General features: G+C 73.7%; 15 protein-coding genes and 1 pseudogene. 10 read left to right on the forward strand and 6 right to left on the reverse strand.

Annotated elements, in window-relative coordinates:
* Positions 1 to 113 precede the first annotated feature (113 nt).
* Positions 114 to 732: pseudogene (locus ACZ8ZB_RS04705) on the forward strand (beta-L-arabinofuranosidase domain-containing protein); the annotation flags it as partial.
* A 641-nt stretch (positions 733 to 1,373) separates the two neighbouring features.
* Positions 1,374 to 2,123 (forward strand): DUF4142 domain-containing protein, encoded by a 750-nt coding sequence (locus ACZ8ZB_RS04710; RefSeq protein WP_470736451.1) that lies wholly within the window; start codon positions 1,374 to 1,376, stop codon positions 2,121 to 2,123.
* Between the two features lie 5 nt (positions 2,124 to 2,128).
* Here ACZ8ZB_RS04710 and ACZ8ZB_RS04715 read toward each other — a convergent pair whose 3' ends face one another.
* The gene (locus ACZ8ZB_RS04715; RefSeq protein WP_470736452.1) at positions 2,129 to 2,902 is read right to left on the reverse strand and encodes a LysR family transcriptional regulator substrate-binding protein; all 774 of its coding nucleotides are present in this window, start codon (positions 2,900 to 2,902) and stop codon (positions 2,129 to 2,131) included.
* 58 nt (positions 2,903 to 2,960) lie between these two features.
* Here ACZ8ZB_RS04715 and ACZ8ZB_RS04720 point away from each other — a divergent pair, with 58 nt between their 5' ends.
* Both ACZ8ZB_RS04720 and ACZ8ZB_RS04725 read left to right on the forward strand, forming a co-directional pair.
* Entirely contained in the window at positions 2,961 to 3,353 is a 393-nt protein-coding gene (locus tag ACZ8ZB_RS04720) for a DUF5997 family protein (protein ID WP_470736453.1), read from the forward strand.
* Positions 3,354 to 3,492: 139 nt separating this feature from the next.
* Positions 3,493 to 3,981, forward strand: coding sequence for a hypothetical protein (locus ACZ8ZB_RS04725; protein WP_470741421.1), 489 nt, complete (start codon positions 3,493 to 3,495; stop codon positions 3,979 to 3,981).
* On the opposite strand, the gene ACZ8ZB_RS04730 is transcribed toward ACZ8ZB_RS04725, so the two are convergent.
* Positions 3,947 to 4,252: a hypothetical protein gene (locus ACZ8ZB_RS04730; protein ID WP_470736454.1), complete on the reverse strand. Its 306-nt coding sequence runs from the start codon at positions 4,250 to 4,252 to the stop codon at positions 3,947 to 3,949. The two genes, ACZ8ZB_RS04725 and ACZ8ZB_RS04730, sit on opposite strands and share 35 nt — an antisense overlap.
* A 175-nt stretch (positions 4,253 to 4,427) precedes the next feature.
* On the opposite strand from ACZ8ZB_RS04730, the gene ACZ8ZB_RS04735 reads away from it, so the two are divergent.
* Positions 4,428 to 5,513, forward strand: a complete 1,086-nt coding sequence (locus tag ACZ8ZB_RS04735) for a DNA polymerase III subunit beta family protein (protein WP_470736455.1) — start codon at positions 4,428 to 4,430, stop codon at positions 5,511 to 5,513.
* Between the two features lie 130 nt (positions 5,514 to 5,643).
* Here ACZ8ZB_RS04735 and ACZ8ZB_RS04740 read toward each other — a convergent pair whose 3' ends face one another.
* Complete coding sequence (locus ACZ8ZB_RS04740) at positions 5,644 to 6,891, reverse strand: cation:proton antiporter (protein WP_470736456.1); 1,248 nt, start codon at positions 6,889 to 6,891, stop codon at positions 5,644 to 5,646.
* 4 nt (positions 6,892 to 6,895) lie between these two features.
* On the reverse strand, positions 6,896 to 7,381 hold the full coding sequence (locus tag ACZ8ZB_RS04745) for a cation:proton antiporter regulatory subunit (RefSeq protein ID WP_470736457.1): 486 nt from the start codon (positions 7,379 to 7,381) through the stop codon (positions 6,896 to 6,898).
* 271 nt (positions 7,382 to 7,652) lie between these two features.
* Between ACZ8ZB_RS04745 and ACZ8ZB_RS04750 the strand changes: the two genes are divergently transcribed.
* The 4 genes from ACZ8ZB_RS04750 (at position 7,653) to ACZ8ZB_RS04765 (ending at position 14,345) form a co-directional block, all read left to right on the forward strand.
* Positions 7,653 to 8,489 carry a universal stress protein gene (locus ACZ8ZB_RS04750; protein ID WP_470736458.1) on the forward strand — a complete coding sequence of 279 codons (837 nt, stop codon included), beginning with the start codon at positions 7,653 to 7,655 and terminating at the stop codon, positions 8,487 to 8,489.
* A 462-nt stretch (positions 8,490 to 8,951) separates the two neighbouring features.
* The gene (locus ACZ8ZB_RS04755) at positions 8,952 to 10,277 is read left to right on the forward strand and encodes a cytochrome P450 (protein ID WP_470736459.1); all 1,326 of its coding nucleotides are present in this window, start codon (positions 8,952 to 8,954) and stop codon (positions 10,275 to 10,277) included.
* Positions 10,252 to 11,262 (forward strand): (-)-alpha-amorphene synthase, encoded by a 1,011-nt coding sequence (locus ACZ8ZB_RS04760; RefSeq protein ID WP_470736460.1) that lies wholly within the window; start codon positions 10,252 to 10,254, stop codon positions 11,260 to 11,262. Before ACZ8ZB_RS04755 ends, ACZ8ZB_RS04760 begins: the two co-directional genes overlap by 26 nt.
* Positions 11,263 to 11,435: 173 nt before the next feature.
* Complete coding sequence (locus ACZ8ZB_RS04765) at positions 11,436 to 14,345, forward strand: ATP-binding protein (protein WP_470736461.1); 2,910 nt, start codon at positions 11,436 to 11,438, stop codon at positions 14,343 to 14,345.
* A 121-nt stretch (positions 14,346 to 14,466) separates the two neighbouring features.
* Here ACZ8ZB_RS04765 and ACZ8ZB_RS04770 read toward each other — a convergent pair whose 3' ends face one another.
* Complete coding sequence (locus ACZ8ZB_RS04770) at positions 14,467 to 14,889, reverse strand: secondary thiamine-phosphate synthase enzyme YjbQ (RefSeq protein ID WP_470736462.1); 423 nt, start codon at positions 14,887 to 14,889, stop codon at positions 14,467 to 14,469.
* A gap of 83 nt (positions 14,890 to 14,972) precedes the next feature.
* On the opposite strand from ACZ8ZB_RS04770, the gene ACZ8ZB_RS04775 reads away from it, so the two are divergent.
* A complete protein-coding gene (locus ACZ8ZB_RS04775; RefSeq protein ID WP_470736463.1) occupies positions 14,973 to 16,052 on the forward strand; it encodes an NAD(P)-binding domain-containing protein in 1,080 nt (359 codons plus the stop codon).
* An 18-nt stretch (positions 16,053 to 16,070) separates the two neighbouring features.
* Here the strand turns inward: ACZ8ZB_RS04775 and mltG are convergent, their stop codons facing one another.
* The gene (gene mltG / locus ACZ8ZB_RS04780) at positions 16,071 to 16,949 is read right to left on the reverse strand and encodes an endolytic transglycosylase MltG (protein WP_470736464.1); all 879 of its coding nucleotides are present in this window, start codon (positions 16,947 to 16,949) and stop codon (positions 16,071 to 16,073) included.
* Positions 16,950 to 16,957 lie beyond the last annotated feature (8 nt).

Below are 16,957 nucleotides of genomic sequence, written 5' to 3' on the forward strand. Positions count from 1 at the left end.
CCCGGTGAACGTCCGGAACCGATCGCTCCCGAGCCGTTGACGCCTTTCCGCCTCCTCCTATCGCCTGGTCTATGGCTCGCATAGTGTTCGTGATATCGAACAGAAGAGCATCCATGGCACCGCCCCTCTCCCGACGAACCCTCTTCCGTACCGCCGCCCTGACGGCGACGGCGACCGCGCTCCCCACGGCGGCCACCGCACGCGCCGTCGCCGCACCCCGCACGCCGGCCGGCGCCTCCGGCGTGCCGGCGGCGTGGACCGTACGGCCCTTCGGACTGGAGGAGGTGACGCTCGGGCCGGACGTCTTCGCCGGCAAACGACGGCTGACGCTCGACCACGCCCGCGGCTACGACGTGCACCGGCTGCTCCAGGTCTTCCGCGCCACCGCCGGCCTGTCCACCCTGGGCGCGGTCGCGCCCCGGCGGCTGGGAAGGGCCGGACGGGGAGGCCAACGGCAATCTGCGCGGCCACTACACCGGCCATTTCCTGACCGTGCTGGCGCAGGCGTACCGCGGCACCGGCGAGCAGGTCCTCGCCGACCGGATCGGCACCGTGGTCGGGGCCCTGGCCGAGGTGCGGGAGGCGCTGCGGCACGGTCCGGCCGTGCTGAGCGTCGAGGGACGGTTCGGCCGCGCGGCGGAGAACGTGCGCGGCTCGTACCAGTACGTGGACCTTCCGGCGGCCGTTCTCACCGGCGCCCCGGCGCTCACCCTGTCCACGTGGGTGCGGCCGCTACTTCGAGGTCGCGCGGACCTGGCGCGACGGCGACACCGTACGGATCTCCGTGCCCTTCCGGCTGCGGGTGGAGCCGGCCCCCGACGACCCCGCGCTGCAGGCCCTGTTCCACGGCCCGGTCAACCTGGTCGCCCGCCACCCGGGGCCGGACGCCGTGCGGTTGGGTCTGTACCGCGAGCCGGCCTCTCCGGTGCCCTGCTGCCCTCCCTCACGCCGGTGCCGGACGAACCCCTGCACTACACGCTGGACGGCATCGAGCCGGCGCCCTTCGCGGAGGGCACCGAGGACCCGACCCACGCCTACGTCCGGCGCTCGGAACCGCGTGTGATCTTCGGCACGTCGGACTCCGGAGTCGCCGATCCCGCCCGGGACGACGGCGCCACCCTGCTCGACGAGATCTGGGCCGGGGCTCCCTTCCGCGGCAAGGGAGCGCTGGTGACGCGGGTGCGGTCCACCGTGGCGGCCTGGCGTCCTCGAAGGGCTGCTCAGCCGCGCCGACGGCGACAAGGTGGTGGGCACGGCGCGGAAGGCCGTCCACGCCCGCTGACCCGGCCGAAAATTCTTTCCCGAACGGTGATTGCTCCGCGTCCGGCGTCCGTACTTCCTGCTGTTGGGCCGTTCTTATCCCAGGAGGCACGATGCGCATCTCGCGCAGCACGGCAGGAACCGCGTTCGTGGGCGGAGCCATGATCCTCACCCTCACCGCGCTCGCCTATCCCACCATGCTGGGCGTACAGAACACGTCGACCAAGCAGGACCGGGTGGTGGCCAACACGAACTACGGCCCGCTGACCGAGGCGGACCGCGACTTCGTGGTGAAGGTGCGCGCGGCGGGACTGTGGGAGCACCCGCTGGGGCTGCTGGCGATGGAGCGGGGTACGACGGCGGAGATGAAGGAGGCGGGCGAGCACCTGGTCGTCGGTCACGGCCGGCTCGACGAGAGCTGCCGCAAGATCTCCCTGGAGCTCGGCATCACGCTGCCGAACCAGGCGTCACCGCAGCAGCAGGGGTTCGTGGAGACCGTGAGGTCCACCAGCGGCAAGGAGTTCGACTCCACGGCGGTGAACATCATGCGCGTGACGCACGGACAGATCTTCCCCGCCATCGCCAACATCCGGGCCAACACCAGGAACACCCTGATCCGGCAGCTGGCCGACCAGGCCAACGACACGGTGCTCGACCACATCACGGTGCTGGAGAAGACGGGGCTGGTCAATCACGAACAGGTCAACTTCCAGCAGACCAGCCCGCCGAAGATGCCGCGGGAGCAGGTGACCCCGCCGGCTCCGCAGGCCGGCGCTCCGGTCCTCGTGCTGGAGATCCCCGAGGAGCTGAAGGACCTCGACACGGCGTCCCCGGCGCCGTCGCCGTCGGCGACGGTCAGATAGCCGGGTCAGGACCCGCGGCGGGGCTTGCCCCGCCGCGGGTTCTTCGGTGTGCCGCCGGTGCCGCCCCGGCGGCCGCGGCCGGCCGGTCCGCCGGCCGGCCGCGGCCGCCGGGCGGTGCGTTCGGGCTTCTTCTCCTGGGCGGGCTTCTTCTCCTGCGCGGGCTGCTGCCTGCGGCCGCGGGTGCTGTTGACGGTCCTGCCGCGGACGATCCCGATGAGGTCCTCGACCCGGTCCGTCGTCGCCGCCTCGGGCCAGGACAGCGCCACGCTCGACTCGGGGGCCGGTTCGAGCGGCCGGTGGGTGAGGTCCTTGCGATGGTGCAGCCGGGCGAGCGACAGCGGTACGACGAGCACGCCGATCCCGGCCGCGACGAGCTCGATCGCGTCGGCGGTGGTGGCGGGACGTTCCAGCGCGGGCCGTCCTGGCAGGCTCTCCCAGGCGAGGACGTCGTCCAGCGGGTGGAGCACGATGTCGTCGGCCAGGTCCTCGGGGGACACCGTGTCGACCGCCGTGACGAGGTGGTCCCTGGGCGCCACGACGACCGTCTGCTCGGTGTAGAGGGGGATCGCGCTGAGAACCGTGCGGTCGACGGGCAGCCGGACGAGGCCCGCGTCGGCGTCACCGCCCAGCAGCAGGCCCTGCGCCGCCTCCGCGGGGACCTGTGTGAGCGTCAGCGGGACGTCGGGCAGCCGCTCGTTCCAGATGCGCGCCCATTTGTCGGGCATCACGCCGGGTACGTACACGAGCCGGAACGAGGGGGACACTTCCGAGCCTGTCACCTGGCCAGGTTACCGGCCGTGGTCGGCGACCGTGCACACGCTCGATACCCTGGACGCCATGACGCAGCACCAGAACACCCAGACGATGAAGCCCGCGACCGCGGCGAAGAAGCTGGGTGTGTACCTCGACGCCACCCCCGCCGACTTCCGGGACGGTGTCGTCTCACGCGCCGAGCTGAACGCGCTCCAGGCGGACCCGCCCCAGTGGCTGCGGGACTTGCGGCGCGACGGTCCCCACCCCCGTCCGGTGGTCGCGGCGAAGCTGGGCGTGTCCATCGCCGGCCTCGCGCGCGGCGGGATCACCGAGGCCCTCACCACCGAGCAGATCGAGGCGCTGAAGGAGGAGCGCCCCGAGTGGCTGGAGCGGGAACGCGCCACCCAGGCCGAGGTCCGCAAGGAGGCGGCCCGGATCAAGAAGCGGGACACGGAGCGCGCGGAGGGCGACGGCTGACACCGGGAGTCCCGTCCGGAGCCGGACGGGACTCCACAAACGCCAGCCCGCGCCACCCTTCCGGTGGATGGAAACATCCACCAGCATGTCCGTACCGCACGCGCCCGCAGCGGCGCAGCCGACCGTGCCCGGGGTGGACATGCACAGCGCCATGTGGAAACAAGCCGTCGAGTGGCTGGCCGCGGCGGCCACGGACCCGCAGGAGTGCAAACGCGAGTGGGACCACGGCAAGGGCACGGCGCTGCTCGCGGCGGGCCGGTACTGGGACGTGCTGAGCGTGCCCGACCGTCTCGGGCTGCTCGCCCTGGACATCCTGTGGCGCGACCCCTTGAAGGTGCCCGGTCCCACGCTGGTGGACGTCACGGCCCGCAGGGTGGGGTTCTTCCTGCCGCCCGACCCGGTCAGCGAATGGGTCGGCTTCGGGGTGCGGCACGTGGGCCGGGGGTCCTGGGTCGCCGTGCCGCCGCCGTACCGGCCGGCCGGGCGTTTGGAGTGGCTGGTCCCGCCGGACGGCACCGGCACCCTGCACGCCCCCGGCCCGCTCGAACTGGCGCTGCGCGGGGCGACCGGCACGCTCGCCGTACTGGCGCCGGTCAGCACGGAGTCGGCGGGGCCGGAGCGCTGGTGAGTTCCTCGCGGGTGTCCTTCGGGGGCGGTCGCGGCAGCGGGACGGAGAAGGGCGCGCGCAGCACCGTCGCACGCTCCCCGGCCGGGGCGGCGGCGAAGGGGGGCCACAGGCCGTCGCGGTGCTCCGGGACCGTCCGGCCCCCGGCCCGCCACTCCGCGGCGAGGGCCGTGCAGATCGGTGTGCGGCCGCCGTACCCGCCGGTGAGTCCGGCGTACGACCGGCCCGCGGCGTCGTGTCCGAGAAGGCGCCGCGCCGTCCCCGGGCTGTCCATGCCGGTCCGACGCGCCCCCCGTGCGCCGGTGGTACGCCGGTGGTGCCGGGCCCGCCGGGTCGGGTGAAGCCCTCACGCGTACGGCCTCGCCGGACAGCCGTTGCCGGGCAGGAGCGGTCCGGGGTTGACCCTCGACCTTGTCGAGGGGCCAGGGTCTGGCGGTGTGGAGAGCGAGATGCGCAGCATCGGTGAGATGGCCCGGGAGAGCGGGCTGGGCGTGAGCGCCCTGCGGTTCTACGACCGTGCCGGCGTGCTGGTCCCCGACCGGGTGGATCCGGTCAGCGGCTACCGCTGGTACGCGCCCGGGCAGGTGGACGAGGCCCGGCTGCTGGCCCGGCTGCGCCGGGCCGGGATGCCGCTGGCGGACATCCGGCTGGTGCTGGCCGGCTGGACGGGCGACGAGACCGGTCTCGTACGACAGCTGCTTCGGGCGCATCTGCGCCGGCTGGAGCAGGGGCTGTCCGATGCCCGCGCCGAGTTCTCCGCGCTCCGACACCTCCTCGACCACAGGGAGAACCCCATGACCTCGCTTCGCACCGACACCGCCGTACGGCTGTCCCTCTCCGGCCCCGGGCTGGCCGCCGCGCTGGACGCGGTCCGGTTCGCGGCCGGCAGCGACCCGGAACTGCCGATGCTCGGCGGGATCCTCTTCGACATCGAGGGCGACGCGCTGTGCCTGGTGGCCACCGACCGGTACCGGATGGCCGTGGCGCGCGCCGCCGCCGACGGGCACGACGGGTCCCGCGTCCAGGTCACCGTGCCCCTTCCGCTCGCCGACGCGATGCGGGCGCTGCTGGACGGCGAGGGACAGGTCCGGCTCGCCGTGGACGGTGACCGGGTGACGCTGGAGACCGGGGACCGGCAGGCGGCCGGCCAGTGCCTCGACCACGACTTCCCGGACTACCGGCGTCTCGTCCGCCTCCCGGCCGGGCGGCGCGCCGTGGTGGACGCGCCGGCCTTCCGGGAGGCGGTGCGCACCGGCCCCGTCCGCGCGGGCGAGGTGCGCGAGGAGGGCGGGACGTCCGCCGATCTCAGTGTGCTGGAGGTGACGGAGGACGGCTCGGTCACCCTGGCCGGGGACGGCGCCGTCGGCCGGGACCTCGTCGCCGTGAACCGCGCGTTCCTGCTGGACGCGCTCGCCGCGGGGGCCGGCGACCGGCTGATCCTCGAGTTCGGAGCCCCCACCGCGCCCCTCGTGATCCGCCGGCCGGACGACGCGCACACGTTCTCGCTCCTGATGCCGGTACGGCTGGAGGACTAGGGTCCGTTCGGATCCTGCCGGGGTCGCGGGGTCCGGAACCGCTCGGCTCGGCTGCGGGGTGTCGCTCACCGGAGCCGGCCTGATCCGAACGGCGCCCCGGCCTCTTCCGCCGGCGGGGGCGCCGGCCGGTTCAGCGTTCGGGCCGGCTCTCGTCCACCGGCTCCAGCGTCTCCGCGGCCGGCACCGCGATCTGCGCGGGCACGGTGTCGGCGGACGCGGTGCGCCGGGCGGTCAGGCGCAGCGCGATGGGCTCGGTGTAGCGGGCCGTGAGCGGGCCGAGGACGACCAGGACCAGGACGTACGCCGTGGCCAGCGGGCCGAGGTCCGGTTCGATGCCGGCGGTGACCGCGAGACCGGCGATGACGATGGAGAACTCCCCGCGGGCGACCAGGGTACCGCCCGCGCGCCAGCGGCCCTTGGGGGAGATCCCGGCCCGGCGGGCGGCCCAGTAACCGGTGGCGATCTTCGTCAGCGCGGTGACGACGGCGAGCGCGAGGGCGGGCAGGATCACCGGCGGGATCGACTGGGGGTCGGTGTGCAGTCCGAAGAAGACGAAGAACACGGCGGCGAACAGGTCCCGCAGCGGCGCCAGCAGGTTGTGCGCGCCCTCGGCGACCTCCCCGGACAGGGCGATGCCGACCAGGAACGCGCCCACGGCCGCCGAGACCTGCAGCTGCTGGGCGAGGCCCGCGACGAGCAGGGTCAGGCCCAGCACGACCAGCAGCAGCTTCTCCGGATCGTCGCTGGAGACGAAGCGGGAGATCACCCGCCCGTAGCGGACGGCGACGAACAGCACGAGTCCGGCGACGCCCAGCGCGATGGCCAGCGTGACGCTGCCCGCGGCGAGGCTGACGCCGGCCAGCAGGGCGGTGATGATCGGCAGGTAGACCGCCATGGCCAGGTCCTCGAGCACCAGGATGCTGAGGATGACCGGGGTCTCGCGGTTGCCGAGCCGTCCGAGGTCGCCGAGGACCTTGGCGATGACTCCGGAGGAGGAGATCCAGGTGACGCCGGCCAGCACCACCGCGGCGACCGGGCCCCAGCCGAGCAGCAGGGCCAGGGCGGCGCCGGGCAGGGCGTTCAGCGCCATGTCGACGAGGCCGGCCGGGTACTGGGTCTTGAGGTTGGAGACGAGGTCGCTTGCCGTGTACTCCAGGCCGAGCATGAGCAGCAGCAGGATGACGCCGATCTCGGCGCCGATCGCGACGAACTCCTCGCTCGCGCCGAGCGGCAGCAGCCCGCCCTCGCCGAAGGCGAGGCCGGCCAGCAGGTAGAGGGGGATCGGGGAGAACTGGAGGCGTCCGGCGAGGCGTCCCAGCAGGCCGAGCCCGAGGATGATCGCACCGAATTCGATCAGGAAGACCGCGGAAGAGTGCACTCGCTCACTCCCGCCCGAGAATCGCGGCGGCGGCGTCGATGCCCTCGCGGGTGCCGATCAGGATCAGCGTGTCCCCGCCGGCCAGCCGGAAGTCCGGCGCGGGGGACGGGATCGCCTCGGCCCGTCGCAGCACGGCGACGATCGAGACCCCGGTGTCGGTGCGCATCCGGGTGTCGCCCAGCAGCCGGCCGTTCCAGTGGGAGGCGGCGGACAGCTCGATGCGCTCGGCGACCAGCCCCAGGTCGGTGGTGTGCAGCAGGTTGGGACTGTGGTGGGCGGGCATCAGCGCGTCGATCAGCGCGGCCGACTCGGCGACGGTCAGCCGCATCGAGCGGGCGCAGGCGTCCGGGTCGTCGGAGCGGTAGACGTTGACCGTGCGGGCACCGTCGCGGTGCGCGATCACGGACAGGTGCTCGTGCTCACGCGTGGTGAGGTCGTATTTCACGCCGATGCCCGGCAGCGGCGTGGCGCTCATCCGTGGAGCAGGCACAGCCCGTCCCCTTTCCCGGTTCTCTTGTCGATGTCGTCCGAAGCGGGGTGCCGGCCCTGCCGTCGAACGGCACGGGTGATCCACCCCCACGGGGGTAATGGTGCCATCCCGCCATTCGGCCGGAACATGGGTGTTGTCACGGATGGACAGGAGGCGCGACAAAGCCGAGGATGCCCGGGGAAACCGCATCGCCGCAGGTCGAGGGGGCGGGTACGGGCCGTCCCCCGCGGGTACCCGGAGGTACCGCCATGACCGGGGACGGGAGCGAGTGGTGAACGACACGGTGATGGTGGGAGTGGACGGTTCGCCGTCCAGTCTCACCGCGGTCGACGTCGCGGCGCACGAGGCCCTGCTGCGCGGCGCGCGCCTGCGGATCGTGCACGCGTTCAGCCGCCCGGCCGACCTCGACCCGATGATCCACGGCGTCCTGGCGCAGGCGGAGCAGCGTGCCCACGACCGCGCGCCGGGATTGGAGATCGCCAGGACCGTGGCGTCCGGCGGGACGCTGACGGTGCTGCGGAGCGAGTCGCGGCACGCGGTGCTGACGGTGGTCGGCGGGCGGGGCCACGGCGGGTTCGGGGATCTGCTGCTGGGCTCGACGGTCGTACAGCTGGCCGCGCACGGGCACGGTCCGCTGTTGGTGGTCCGCGGCCGCCCCGCTCCCGAGGGGCCCGTGCTCCTCGCCGTGGACGGCTCGCCGGCCGGGGCCGCGGCGGCGGACTTCGCCTTCGCCGAGGCCGCGCTGCGCGGAGCGTCGCTGGTCGCGATGCACGTGTGGAACACCTGGAGCGAGCCGACACCGTACGAGGGGCCCGCCGATCCGTTGAACGTGGTGGTGGATCTCGACCGGCTCCGTGAGCGGCACCGGCGGCTGCTGGCGGAGGCGGTGGCTCCGTGGCGGGACACCCGTCCCCGGGTCGCCGTGGAGCTGCGTCTGGAGCGGGCGCGGGTGCGGCACGCGCTGCTCGACGCGAGCCGGGAGGCCCAGCTGGTGGTGGCCGGGGCCCGCGGCCACGGCGGCTTCACCGGAATGCTGCTCGGTTCGGTCAGCCAGGCACTGCTTCATCACGCCGACTGTCCCGTCGCCGTCGTCCGCGGCGGGGGGTGAAGGGCCGGGTGAGGGGGTGTCCCCGCTCCCCGTGGGAACTCCCTCGCCGCGGCGCGACCGGACCGAGCACACGGTCCGTGCCTTCGCACGGGTGGACGTGTCCCGTCCGTCCAGCGGGCGCCGGTGAGCGTGGAGACGGTCGCGCGACACGGTGACGATCACCACGGCACGGGTTCGGCTCGCCCGTTCCATGGGGGCGCACGTTCAAATTCCTTGCGCCCTCCCATGCACCCGTGCGCCCCCTTGGCGACGGGAGGGGGTACGTCGGGTGCCGGTCCGGTATGGGCAGGACAAGGTTCGAGTGCCACACGTATGTGGACTCGCATATGTGGACTCACTGAATTCCGTTGTGTCGCTTGAGACAGGTGGTATTCGATGAGCAATTGTGTTCATGAACCGGCCCCGACCTGGAGGTCGGGAAGCGCACCCGGCATATTACCGTCCCTCGGACACGGTATCGCCTTGTTCCGGCGTCCGCTGGAGTTTCTGAATTCTCTGTCCGCCTACGGCGATCTGGTGGAGATACGCCTGGGTCCCGTCCGCGCCTGGGTGGTGTGCCACCCACGGCTGGTCCACGAGATGCTCAGGGACACCCGCACCTTCGACAAGGGCGGCCCCCTCTACGAGCGGCTCCGGGCCCTCATGGGGGACGGGGTCGTCACCTGCCCGCACGGCGATCACCGCAGACAGCGCAGGCTGCTGCAGCCCGCCTTCCGCCCGTCCCGCGTCGCCGGCCTGACGGAGGTGATGGGCGAGGAGGCCGAGTCGGCGTGCCGCGCGTGGCGGTCGGGGCGGAAGGTCGACGTCAGCGCGGCCATGATGGCCCTGACAACGGGGTCGATCAGCCGGGTCCTCCTCTCCGACTCGCTCGACGCGGCAAGGAGCGCCGAGGTGCGGGACTGCCTGGCCGGGATCGTCCACGGACTGTTCGTGCGTACGGTCGTCCCGGTCGACGCCCTGTTCCGGGTGCCCCTGCCCGCCAACCGCCGGTACCGGGACGCGGTCGCCCGGCTGCACCGGCTCGTGGACGCGGCGATCGCCGAACGCCGCGCGGGCGGGCCGCGCGACGATCTGCTGGGAGCCCTGCTGGCGGCGGCCGACGCCGGGGAGCACGGGGTGACCCCCGGCGAGGTGCACGACCAGCTCGTCTCCCTGCTGCTCACCGGGTCGGAGAGCCCTTCCCTGGGCCTGTCCTCGACGTTCAGCCTGCTCGCACAGCACCCGGAGACCGAGCGCCGGCTGCACGCCGAGGTCGACTCCGTACTGGCCGGGCGTGCCCTCCCCGCCTCCGACGACCTGCCGCGCCTCCCCTACACCAGGGCCGTGATCAACGAAACCCTGCGCCACTCCCCTCCCGGCTGGCTCTTCACCCGGTCCACCACCAGGGACGTCGAGTTCGGCGGGCGCCGCCTGCCGCGCGGGGCCACCGTTCTGTACAGCCCGTATCTGCTGCACCACACGCCCTCGTCGTTCCCCGACCCCGAGCGGTTCCGGCCCGAGCGGTGGCTGTCGGGCGAGCACACCGACCAGCCGTACGGCGCGATGATCCCGTTCTCCGCGGGCAGCCGGAAATGCCTCGGGGACGCCTTCGCCATGGCGCAGAGCACGGTGGCGCTCGCGACCATCGCCCGGCGCTGGCGGCTGCGGCACCCCCCGGGGCCCGTCGCGCCGGTGCGTCCCGCGGTGACACTGGGCCCCCGGTCGCTGCAGATGATCTGCGAACCGCGCGGGTACGGGCTCGACCGGCGATCCCGAGGGGCGGGTGACACCCTTGTCGACCACGCATGAGGACATCGCGGCCGGCACACTGCACGGAATTCCCGGCTCCCCTCTCAGCGACCTGATCGACGCCCATCTGCGCATGCCGTTCCCTTTCCGGAGCAATCCGCACGAGCACCAGGTCACGGCGGGCGTCGAGAAGTGGCTGCGGGAAACGGGACTGGCGGAGGAGAGCTGGGTCCCGGAAATGATCGTCCGCACTCGTCCGGCCCAGCTCGCCTCCTACAACGGCCCGGAGATGGATTCCGGTCTGCTGCAGATCGTCGCCGATCAGATCGCCTATCAATTCGTCTTCGACGACCGGGCGGAGGAGATCGGCCGGCAGGGGCCCGGCCGGCTGCTGCCCATGCTGGACGAGAGCATCGCCGTCCTTCGGGACGACGCGCCGCCGTCGACGCCGCTCGGCGCGGCCCTGGCCGATCTGCACCGGCGGGTCCGCGAGCGGTGCACGCCCGCCCAGGCCGCGCGGTGGGCCGCCAAGAGCCGTGAGTACGTGCACGGCCTGCTGTACGAGGCGGTGGCACAGGCCGACACCGCCCCGCTGCCGACCGGACTGTGCACGTCGATACGGTCGCTGACCGCGGGGGTCGAGCCCTTCCACCCGCTGTGCGAGGCGGCACAGCCGTGCGAACTGTCCGACGCGGAGCTCCAGCACCCGGTGATGCGGCGGCTGACCCGGCTGTCGGCCGACGCGGCGGTGTGGATCCCCGATCTGTACTCCGCGGCGAAGGAGCGGCGGACCGGCGGGATGATCAATCTGGCCCTCGCCCACCAGCGGGCCCGCCGCTGCTCCCTGCCGGTCGCCGTCATGCTGGCGATCCGGCAGATCAACCGCGCGACCGACGAGTTCGTCGGTCTCTTCGAGGAGATCAGGCCGCGGCTGAGTCCCTCGGCGGTCGGTTATGTGGAGGGCATGGCCGGCTGGATCCGCGGGTGCTACCACTGGTCCCGCACCGTGCCGCGCTATGCCGACGCGGCGGCGGGCCCCGTCTGACCCGGGCGCCGTCCATTCGACGCCCCCTACCCACGGAGAGGATGTCTCAAGCCGCCGCCGCCTTCGATTCATTCGTCCTGTCGTGGCCGTACCGGAACACGGGCGCGGTGCGCCGCGACGGGCATACGCTCGTCTGCCACCCGTTGACCGAACGACAGGAAGCGGTAGGGCACATGGCGATCGAGCGGCGGCAGCATGTCACCGAGTCCCGGCCGTTGCTGGAACGCCGACGGGAGCTCCGGGCCCTGGACGAGGCGCTGGCGGACCTGCGGGACACCCGGGACGGGGTGCCGCAGGCGCCGCGCGGCGGGCTCCTCGTCTTCACCGGACCCGGCGGGATCGGCAAGACGGCGCTGCTGGCGCAGGCCCGCTCCCGCGCGCTGGCCCAGGGCGTCACCGTGCTGTCGAGCTGCGGCGGCCGCAACGAGCAGGAGCTGGCGTTCCGTGTGGTGCGCCGGCTCCTCCAGCCCTCACTGGCCGCGATGGACGACGACGAGCTCCGCGCGTTCCTGGACAGCTGGTACGACGTCGTCGCCACCGTCCTCGGCCTGGAGGCGGGGTCCGGCCCCCATGTGCCCGATCCGTCCGGGGTCCGCGAGGGCCTGGACTGGGTCATGACCCGGCTCGCCGTGCGGAAGGCGCCCATGGTGCTGCTGCTCGACGACCTGCACTGGGCGGACGTCGAGTCCCTCGACTGGCTCACCTCCTTCGCGCCCCGGGCGGCGGATCTGCCGATGCTGATCGTCCTCGCCCACCGGCCCGACGACCTGCCGCCCGGGGCGGAGCCGCTGCGCGACCTGCCGGGCAGCCTCGGCATCCGCCCCTACGCGCTGGAGCCGCTCACCGCCGAAGGGGTGGCGCGGATCGTCAGGGACGAGGTGGGGGACGAGGCCGAGGACGAGTTCTGCGAGGAGTGCCGGCAGGTCACCGGGGGAAGCCCGTTCGAGGCCGTCGAACTCGCCATCCGCCTGGGCGAACACAATCTGCGGGGCACCCGGCACGAGCTGCGCGCGATGCGGGACCTCGCCGCGGCGGTCAAGGGCCGCGGACTGATCGAACGTCTGCACGCCCTCGGGACGTCCACGGTCCGTTTCGCCTACGCCGTGGCCGTGCTCGGCGAGTCCGTGTCGCGGGAGCTCGCCGCCACCATCGCCGTGGTCGGCAACGAGGCGGCCGCCGAGGCGACGGAGCGGCTGCGCGCCGCCCGGATCCTGGCCGAGGACGACGGGGCCGGGGACGGACTCGCCTTCGTCCACCCGCTGATCGCCACCGCCGTCTACCGTTCCATCCCCCAGGCGCTGCGGGTCGGACTGCACAACGGGGCCGCCGAGGCCATCCGTGCCGCCGGGTTCGGGCCGGCGGCGGCCGCCCGGCACCTGCTGGAGGTGCCCTGCGACGGCCGTGCCGAGGCGGTGGCGTGTCTGCGCGAGGCCGCCCGCGAGTACATGCGCGCCGGCGCCCCGGAAGCGGCCCGGCGCCTGCTGGCGCGGGCGCTCCAGGAGCCTCCGCTGCCCGAGCAGCGCGCCGAGCTGCTGCACGAACTCGCCTCCTCCACCTTCCTCATCAAGCCCACGGCCACGGTCGCGCACCTGCGTGAGGCACTGGCGGAACCCGGCATCGACCCGGAGCTGCGGGCGTCCATGGTCTACCGGCTCACGCAGGCGCTGGCGCACACCGACCAGGTGGCCGAGGCCGCGGCCGTCGCCGCCGACGAGGCGCGGCGCACCGCCCATCCCCGGATCCGGCTGCGGATGCAGGCCGACCACTTCGTGTGGAGCTCGTACCGCACCGACGAGCCGGATCCCGCCGCCCGCTCGCGCAGGCTCGCCAGACTGGCAGCGCAGGTGACCGGCCGGGGCCTGGAGGAGCGGTACATCCTGGGCCTGCGGGCCTGGGAGGCGGTGGTGTGCGGCGAGCCGCGGCAGACGGCCCTGGAGTACGCCGAGCGGGCCCTGCGGGGCGGGCTGAGCTGGACCGACGAGAACCGGGGCTTCGAGGTGCCGGTGGCGGTGGCGATGGTGTTCCTCTACGCCGATCAGCCGCGGCGTGCCGAGGAGCTGTTCAGCAGGGGCATGGCGGAGTGCGAGGCGAAGGGCTGGCGCGGCTCCCACCTCGCCCTGGGCCAGACCCTCGCCGGGTACATCCGTTACCGCCGGGGCTCCCTGGCCGAGGCGGAGAACCTCGTCCGGGAGGGGCTGCGCATCGCCGACCGGGTGGAGGGGGCGGTGCCCGCCCAGTGGTTCGCCGTCGGCATCCTCATCCAGACGCTCCTGGCCCGCGGACGCACGGCGGCGGCCCGCCAGGTCGCCGACCAGCACCGCTACGGCAGGCTGGTCCCGAACGCCGTCATCTACCCCGACCCGCGGACGGTGTACGCCGAGCTGCTGCTGGCGGAGGGCCGCGCGGACGAGGCCGCCGCGCTGCTCTCCGCCGTCGGGGAGTGGCTGGACGGGCGGGAGTGGCGCAATCCCGCCTGGTGCGGCTGGCAGTCGGGGCTGGCGTCCGCGCTCGCCCGTACCGCGCCCGACCGGGCGGTCCGGCACGCGCAGGACGCGGTCAAGCGGGCCAGGGACTTCGGGGCGGCCTCGGCGATCGGGCAGACGCTGCACACCCTGGCCGAGGTGACCGGCGGCCGGGCCTCGCTCGACCTGTACGCGGAGGCCGTCGACCGGCTGGAGCAGTCGCCCGCGGCCTACGAGCTGGCCCGCGCCCTGGTCGGGCACGGGGCGGCGCTGTCCCGAACCGGGCAGGTGCAGGAGGCCGCCGACCGCCTCTACCGCGGGCTGGAGGGCGCCGTGCACTGCGGCGCGGAGGCACTGGCGGTGCGGGCCAGGGACGAGCTCGCCGCCGCCGGACTGCGGCCGCTGCCCCTGCGGTACGCCCAGACGGACACGCTGACCGCGCCCGAACGGGAGGCCGCCGAGCTGGCGGCCCGGGGGGTGTCCACGGCGGTGATCGCCGGGAAGCTGCGCCTCACGGAGCAGGGCGTGCGTCATCTGCTCTCGTCGGTCTACCGCAAGATCGGCACGGACGCCTCCGGTCTGGCGGCCGCGTTGGAGTCGTTTCCCCGGCAACGGCCGTGAACGGACCGCCGCCGGGGCCGTCCGCACGGCCCGCGGCTCCCGGCCCCGGCCGCGTGTCGCACCACCGGACGCGGCCCGCCCCGGCCGGGGCGCCTTGAGGACCGCCTCCGCCGGGCCCGGTTCAGCCCAGGAAGCTCAGCCGTACCCGGCGGTCGGGGTTGTCACGGTTGGTGTCGACCAGGCACACCGACTGCCAGGTGCCCAGTTCGAGCCGTCCGTCCACCACCGGGAGCGTCGCGTGCGGCGGGACGAAGGCGGGCAGGACGTGGTCGCGGCCGTGCCCGGGGCTGCCGTGGCGGTGCTGCCAGCGGTCGTCGGCGGGCAGCAGGGTGTGCAGGGCGGACAGGAGGTCGTCGTCGCTGCCGGCGCCGGTCTCGATCACGGCGACGCCGGCCGTGGCGTGCGGCACGAAGACGTTCAGCAGGCCGTCCCGGCCGGCCGCCGTCTCCCGCAGGAAGGCCTCGCAGTCGCCGGTGATGTCGACGACCCTCTCGGCGGAGCCGGTGGCGACGGTCAGGACTCGGGTGGTGAAGGCATCGGACATGCGCTCCATCCTGGCCCATGCGCCCGGCTTCGCGGGGGAACGGTGCCGGGAAGATCCATGGCCTCCTCCTGGTTGGTTGACATGTGAACAGCACACGCGAGGTCGAGGTGGTCGTCACAGGCGCCGGGCAGGCCGGGCTGTCGAGCGCCTATCACCTGCGGCGGACCGGCTTCGAGCCGGACCGCGACTTCGTGGTGCTGGACCACTCCCCCGGGCCCGGTGGCGCCTGGCAGTTCCGGTGGCCCTCACTGACGTACGGCAAGGTGCACGGGATGCACGCGCTGCCCGGCATGGAGCTGGGCGACGCCGATCCGGCGCGGCCCTCCTCCGAGGTGATCGGCGAGTACTTCGACCGCTACGAGAAGGCCTTCGACCTGCGGGTAAGGCGTCCGGTGGATGTGCGGGCCGTGCGGGAGGGGACCGGCGGACGGCTGCTGGTGGAGACCTCGGACGGCGACTGGTCGACGCGGGCTCTGATCAACGCCACCGGCACCTGGGACCGGCCGTTCCGGCCGCACTATCCGGGCCAGGAGACCTTCCGGGGGCGGCAGGTGCACACGGCGCGGTACCCGGGGCCGGAGGCGTTCGCCGGGCAGCGGGTGGTCGTGGTGGGCGGCGGCGCGTCGGGGACCCAGCACCTGCTGGAGATCGCGCCGTACGCGGCGGCCACGACATGGGTGACCCGGCGGCCCCCGGTCTTCCGTGAGGGTCCCTTCGACGAGGAGGCGGGCCGGGCGGCCGTGGCGCTCGTCGAGGAACGGGTGCGGCAGGGCCTGCCGCCGCGCAGTGTCGTCGCCGTGACGGGGCTGCCGCTCAACGACGCGATCCGCCGGGGACTGGCGGACGGTGTGCTCGACCGGCATCCCGTGTTCGACCGGATCACGCCCGACGGCGTGGAGTGGACGGACGGGCGGCGGGTGGCGGCTGACGTCATCCTGTGGGCGACCGGCTTCCGCCCCGCCGTCGGACATCTCGCCCCGCTGCGGCTGCGGGAGCCGGGGGGCGGGATCCGGGCCGAGGGCACGCGGGCGGTCGCCGACCCGCGGGTCCATCTGGTCGGCTACGGCCCCTCGGCGAGCACCATCGGCGCCAACCGGGCCGGACGCGCGGCGGTGCGGGACATCCGGCGGCTGCTGGCGCGGGAGGAACGGACCGCGGCGTGACGGCCGGGGGCCGGCCGCTCACTTCGCCGACGGTTCGCTCGCCTTCCCGCTCACCTTCTTCTGCCGGGCTTCGGCCTCGGCCTTCTGCCGGGCTTCGGCCTCGGCGACGTTGCGCTGGTGTTCCGCGTAGTCGGCCGTGAAGCGGGTGTCGCCCGGCTTGACGGTGACGAAGTAGAGCCAGTCGCCCGGAGCCGGGTTGGTCGCGGCGCGCACCGCCTCCTCGCCGGGGTTGCCGATCGGGGTCGGGGGCAGTCCCATGCGCTGGTAGGAGTTGTAGGGACTGTCGACCTCGGTGTCGGCGGCCGTCGTGCGCGGCATCGTACGGTTCAGGGCGTAGCTGACGGTGGAGTCCATCTGGAGCGGCATCCCGCGCTCCAGCCGGTTGAAGATCACCCGGGCCACCTTGCCCATGTCGGCCCTGGTGGCCGCCTCCGCCTGGACGATGCTCGCGACGGTGACCGACTGGTAGACGTTCATCGCGTTGCGCTGCGCGCCGGCGGCGACCGGTGCTCCGTTGAACTTCTTGTCGGCGGTGGCGACCATGCGGGACAGCAGTTTCCCGGGGGTCTCCTTCTCCCGGACCGGATAGGTCGCCGGGAAGAGGTAGCCCTCCGGGTTGCCCCCGGCCTCGTCGGGCAGCTTCAGCTCCGCCTTGGCGAGGGACTTCCTCGTGGTGCCGGCGGGCAGGTCGAGGACCTCGTCGACGGCGGCGTACACCTGGCCCGCGCGCCAGCCCTCCGGGACCACCAGGGTCGTGGGGCGGGGGTCGTCGTCGTTCAGGATCAGCAGCGGCACCGCCACGGCGGTGCCGGCCACGACGGCCCCGAGCGTCGCGAGGGCGAGACGGCCCCGGCGCGTCAGTCGGATCGTGCTCCGTGACGGAGTGTTCGTCTGCATGCGGGCAC

This window comes from Streptomyces sp. 12E, from assembly GCF_055633275.1.

Coding starts and splice junctions, on each gene's coding strand:
- ACZ8ZB_RS04710 (WP_470736451.1), top strand. CDS start 1,374: ATGCGCATCTCGCGCAGCACGGCAGGAACCGCGTTCGTGGGCGGAGCC.
- ACZ8ZB_RS04720 (WP_470736453.1), top strand. CDS start 2,961: ATGACGCAGCACCAGAACACCCAGACGATGAAGCCCGCGACCGCGGCG.
- ACZ8ZB_RS04725 (WP_470741421.1), top strand. CDS start 3,493: ATGCACAGCGCCATGTGGAAACAAGCCGTCGAGTGGCTGGCCGCGGCG.
- ACZ8ZB_RS04730 (WP_470736454.1), bottom strand. CDS start 4,252: ATGGACAGCCCGGGGACGGCGCGGCGCCTTCTCGGACACGACGCCGCG.
- ACZ8ZB_RS04735 (WP_470736455.1), top strand. CDS start 4,428: ATGCGCAGCATCGGTGAGATGGCCCGGGAGAGCGGGCTGGGCGTGAGC.
- ACZ8ZB_RS04765 (WP_470736461.1), top strand. CDS start 11,436: ATGGCGATCGAGCGGCGGCAGCATGTCACCGAGTCCCGGCCGTTGCTG.
- ACZ8ZB_RS04770 (WP_470736462.1), bottom strand. CDS start 14,889: ATGTCCGATGCCTTCACCACCCGAGTCCTGACCGTCGCCACCGGCTCC.
- mltG (WP_470736464.1), bottom strand. CDS start 16,949: ATGCAGACGAACACTCCGTCACGGAGCACGATCCGACTGACGCGCCGG.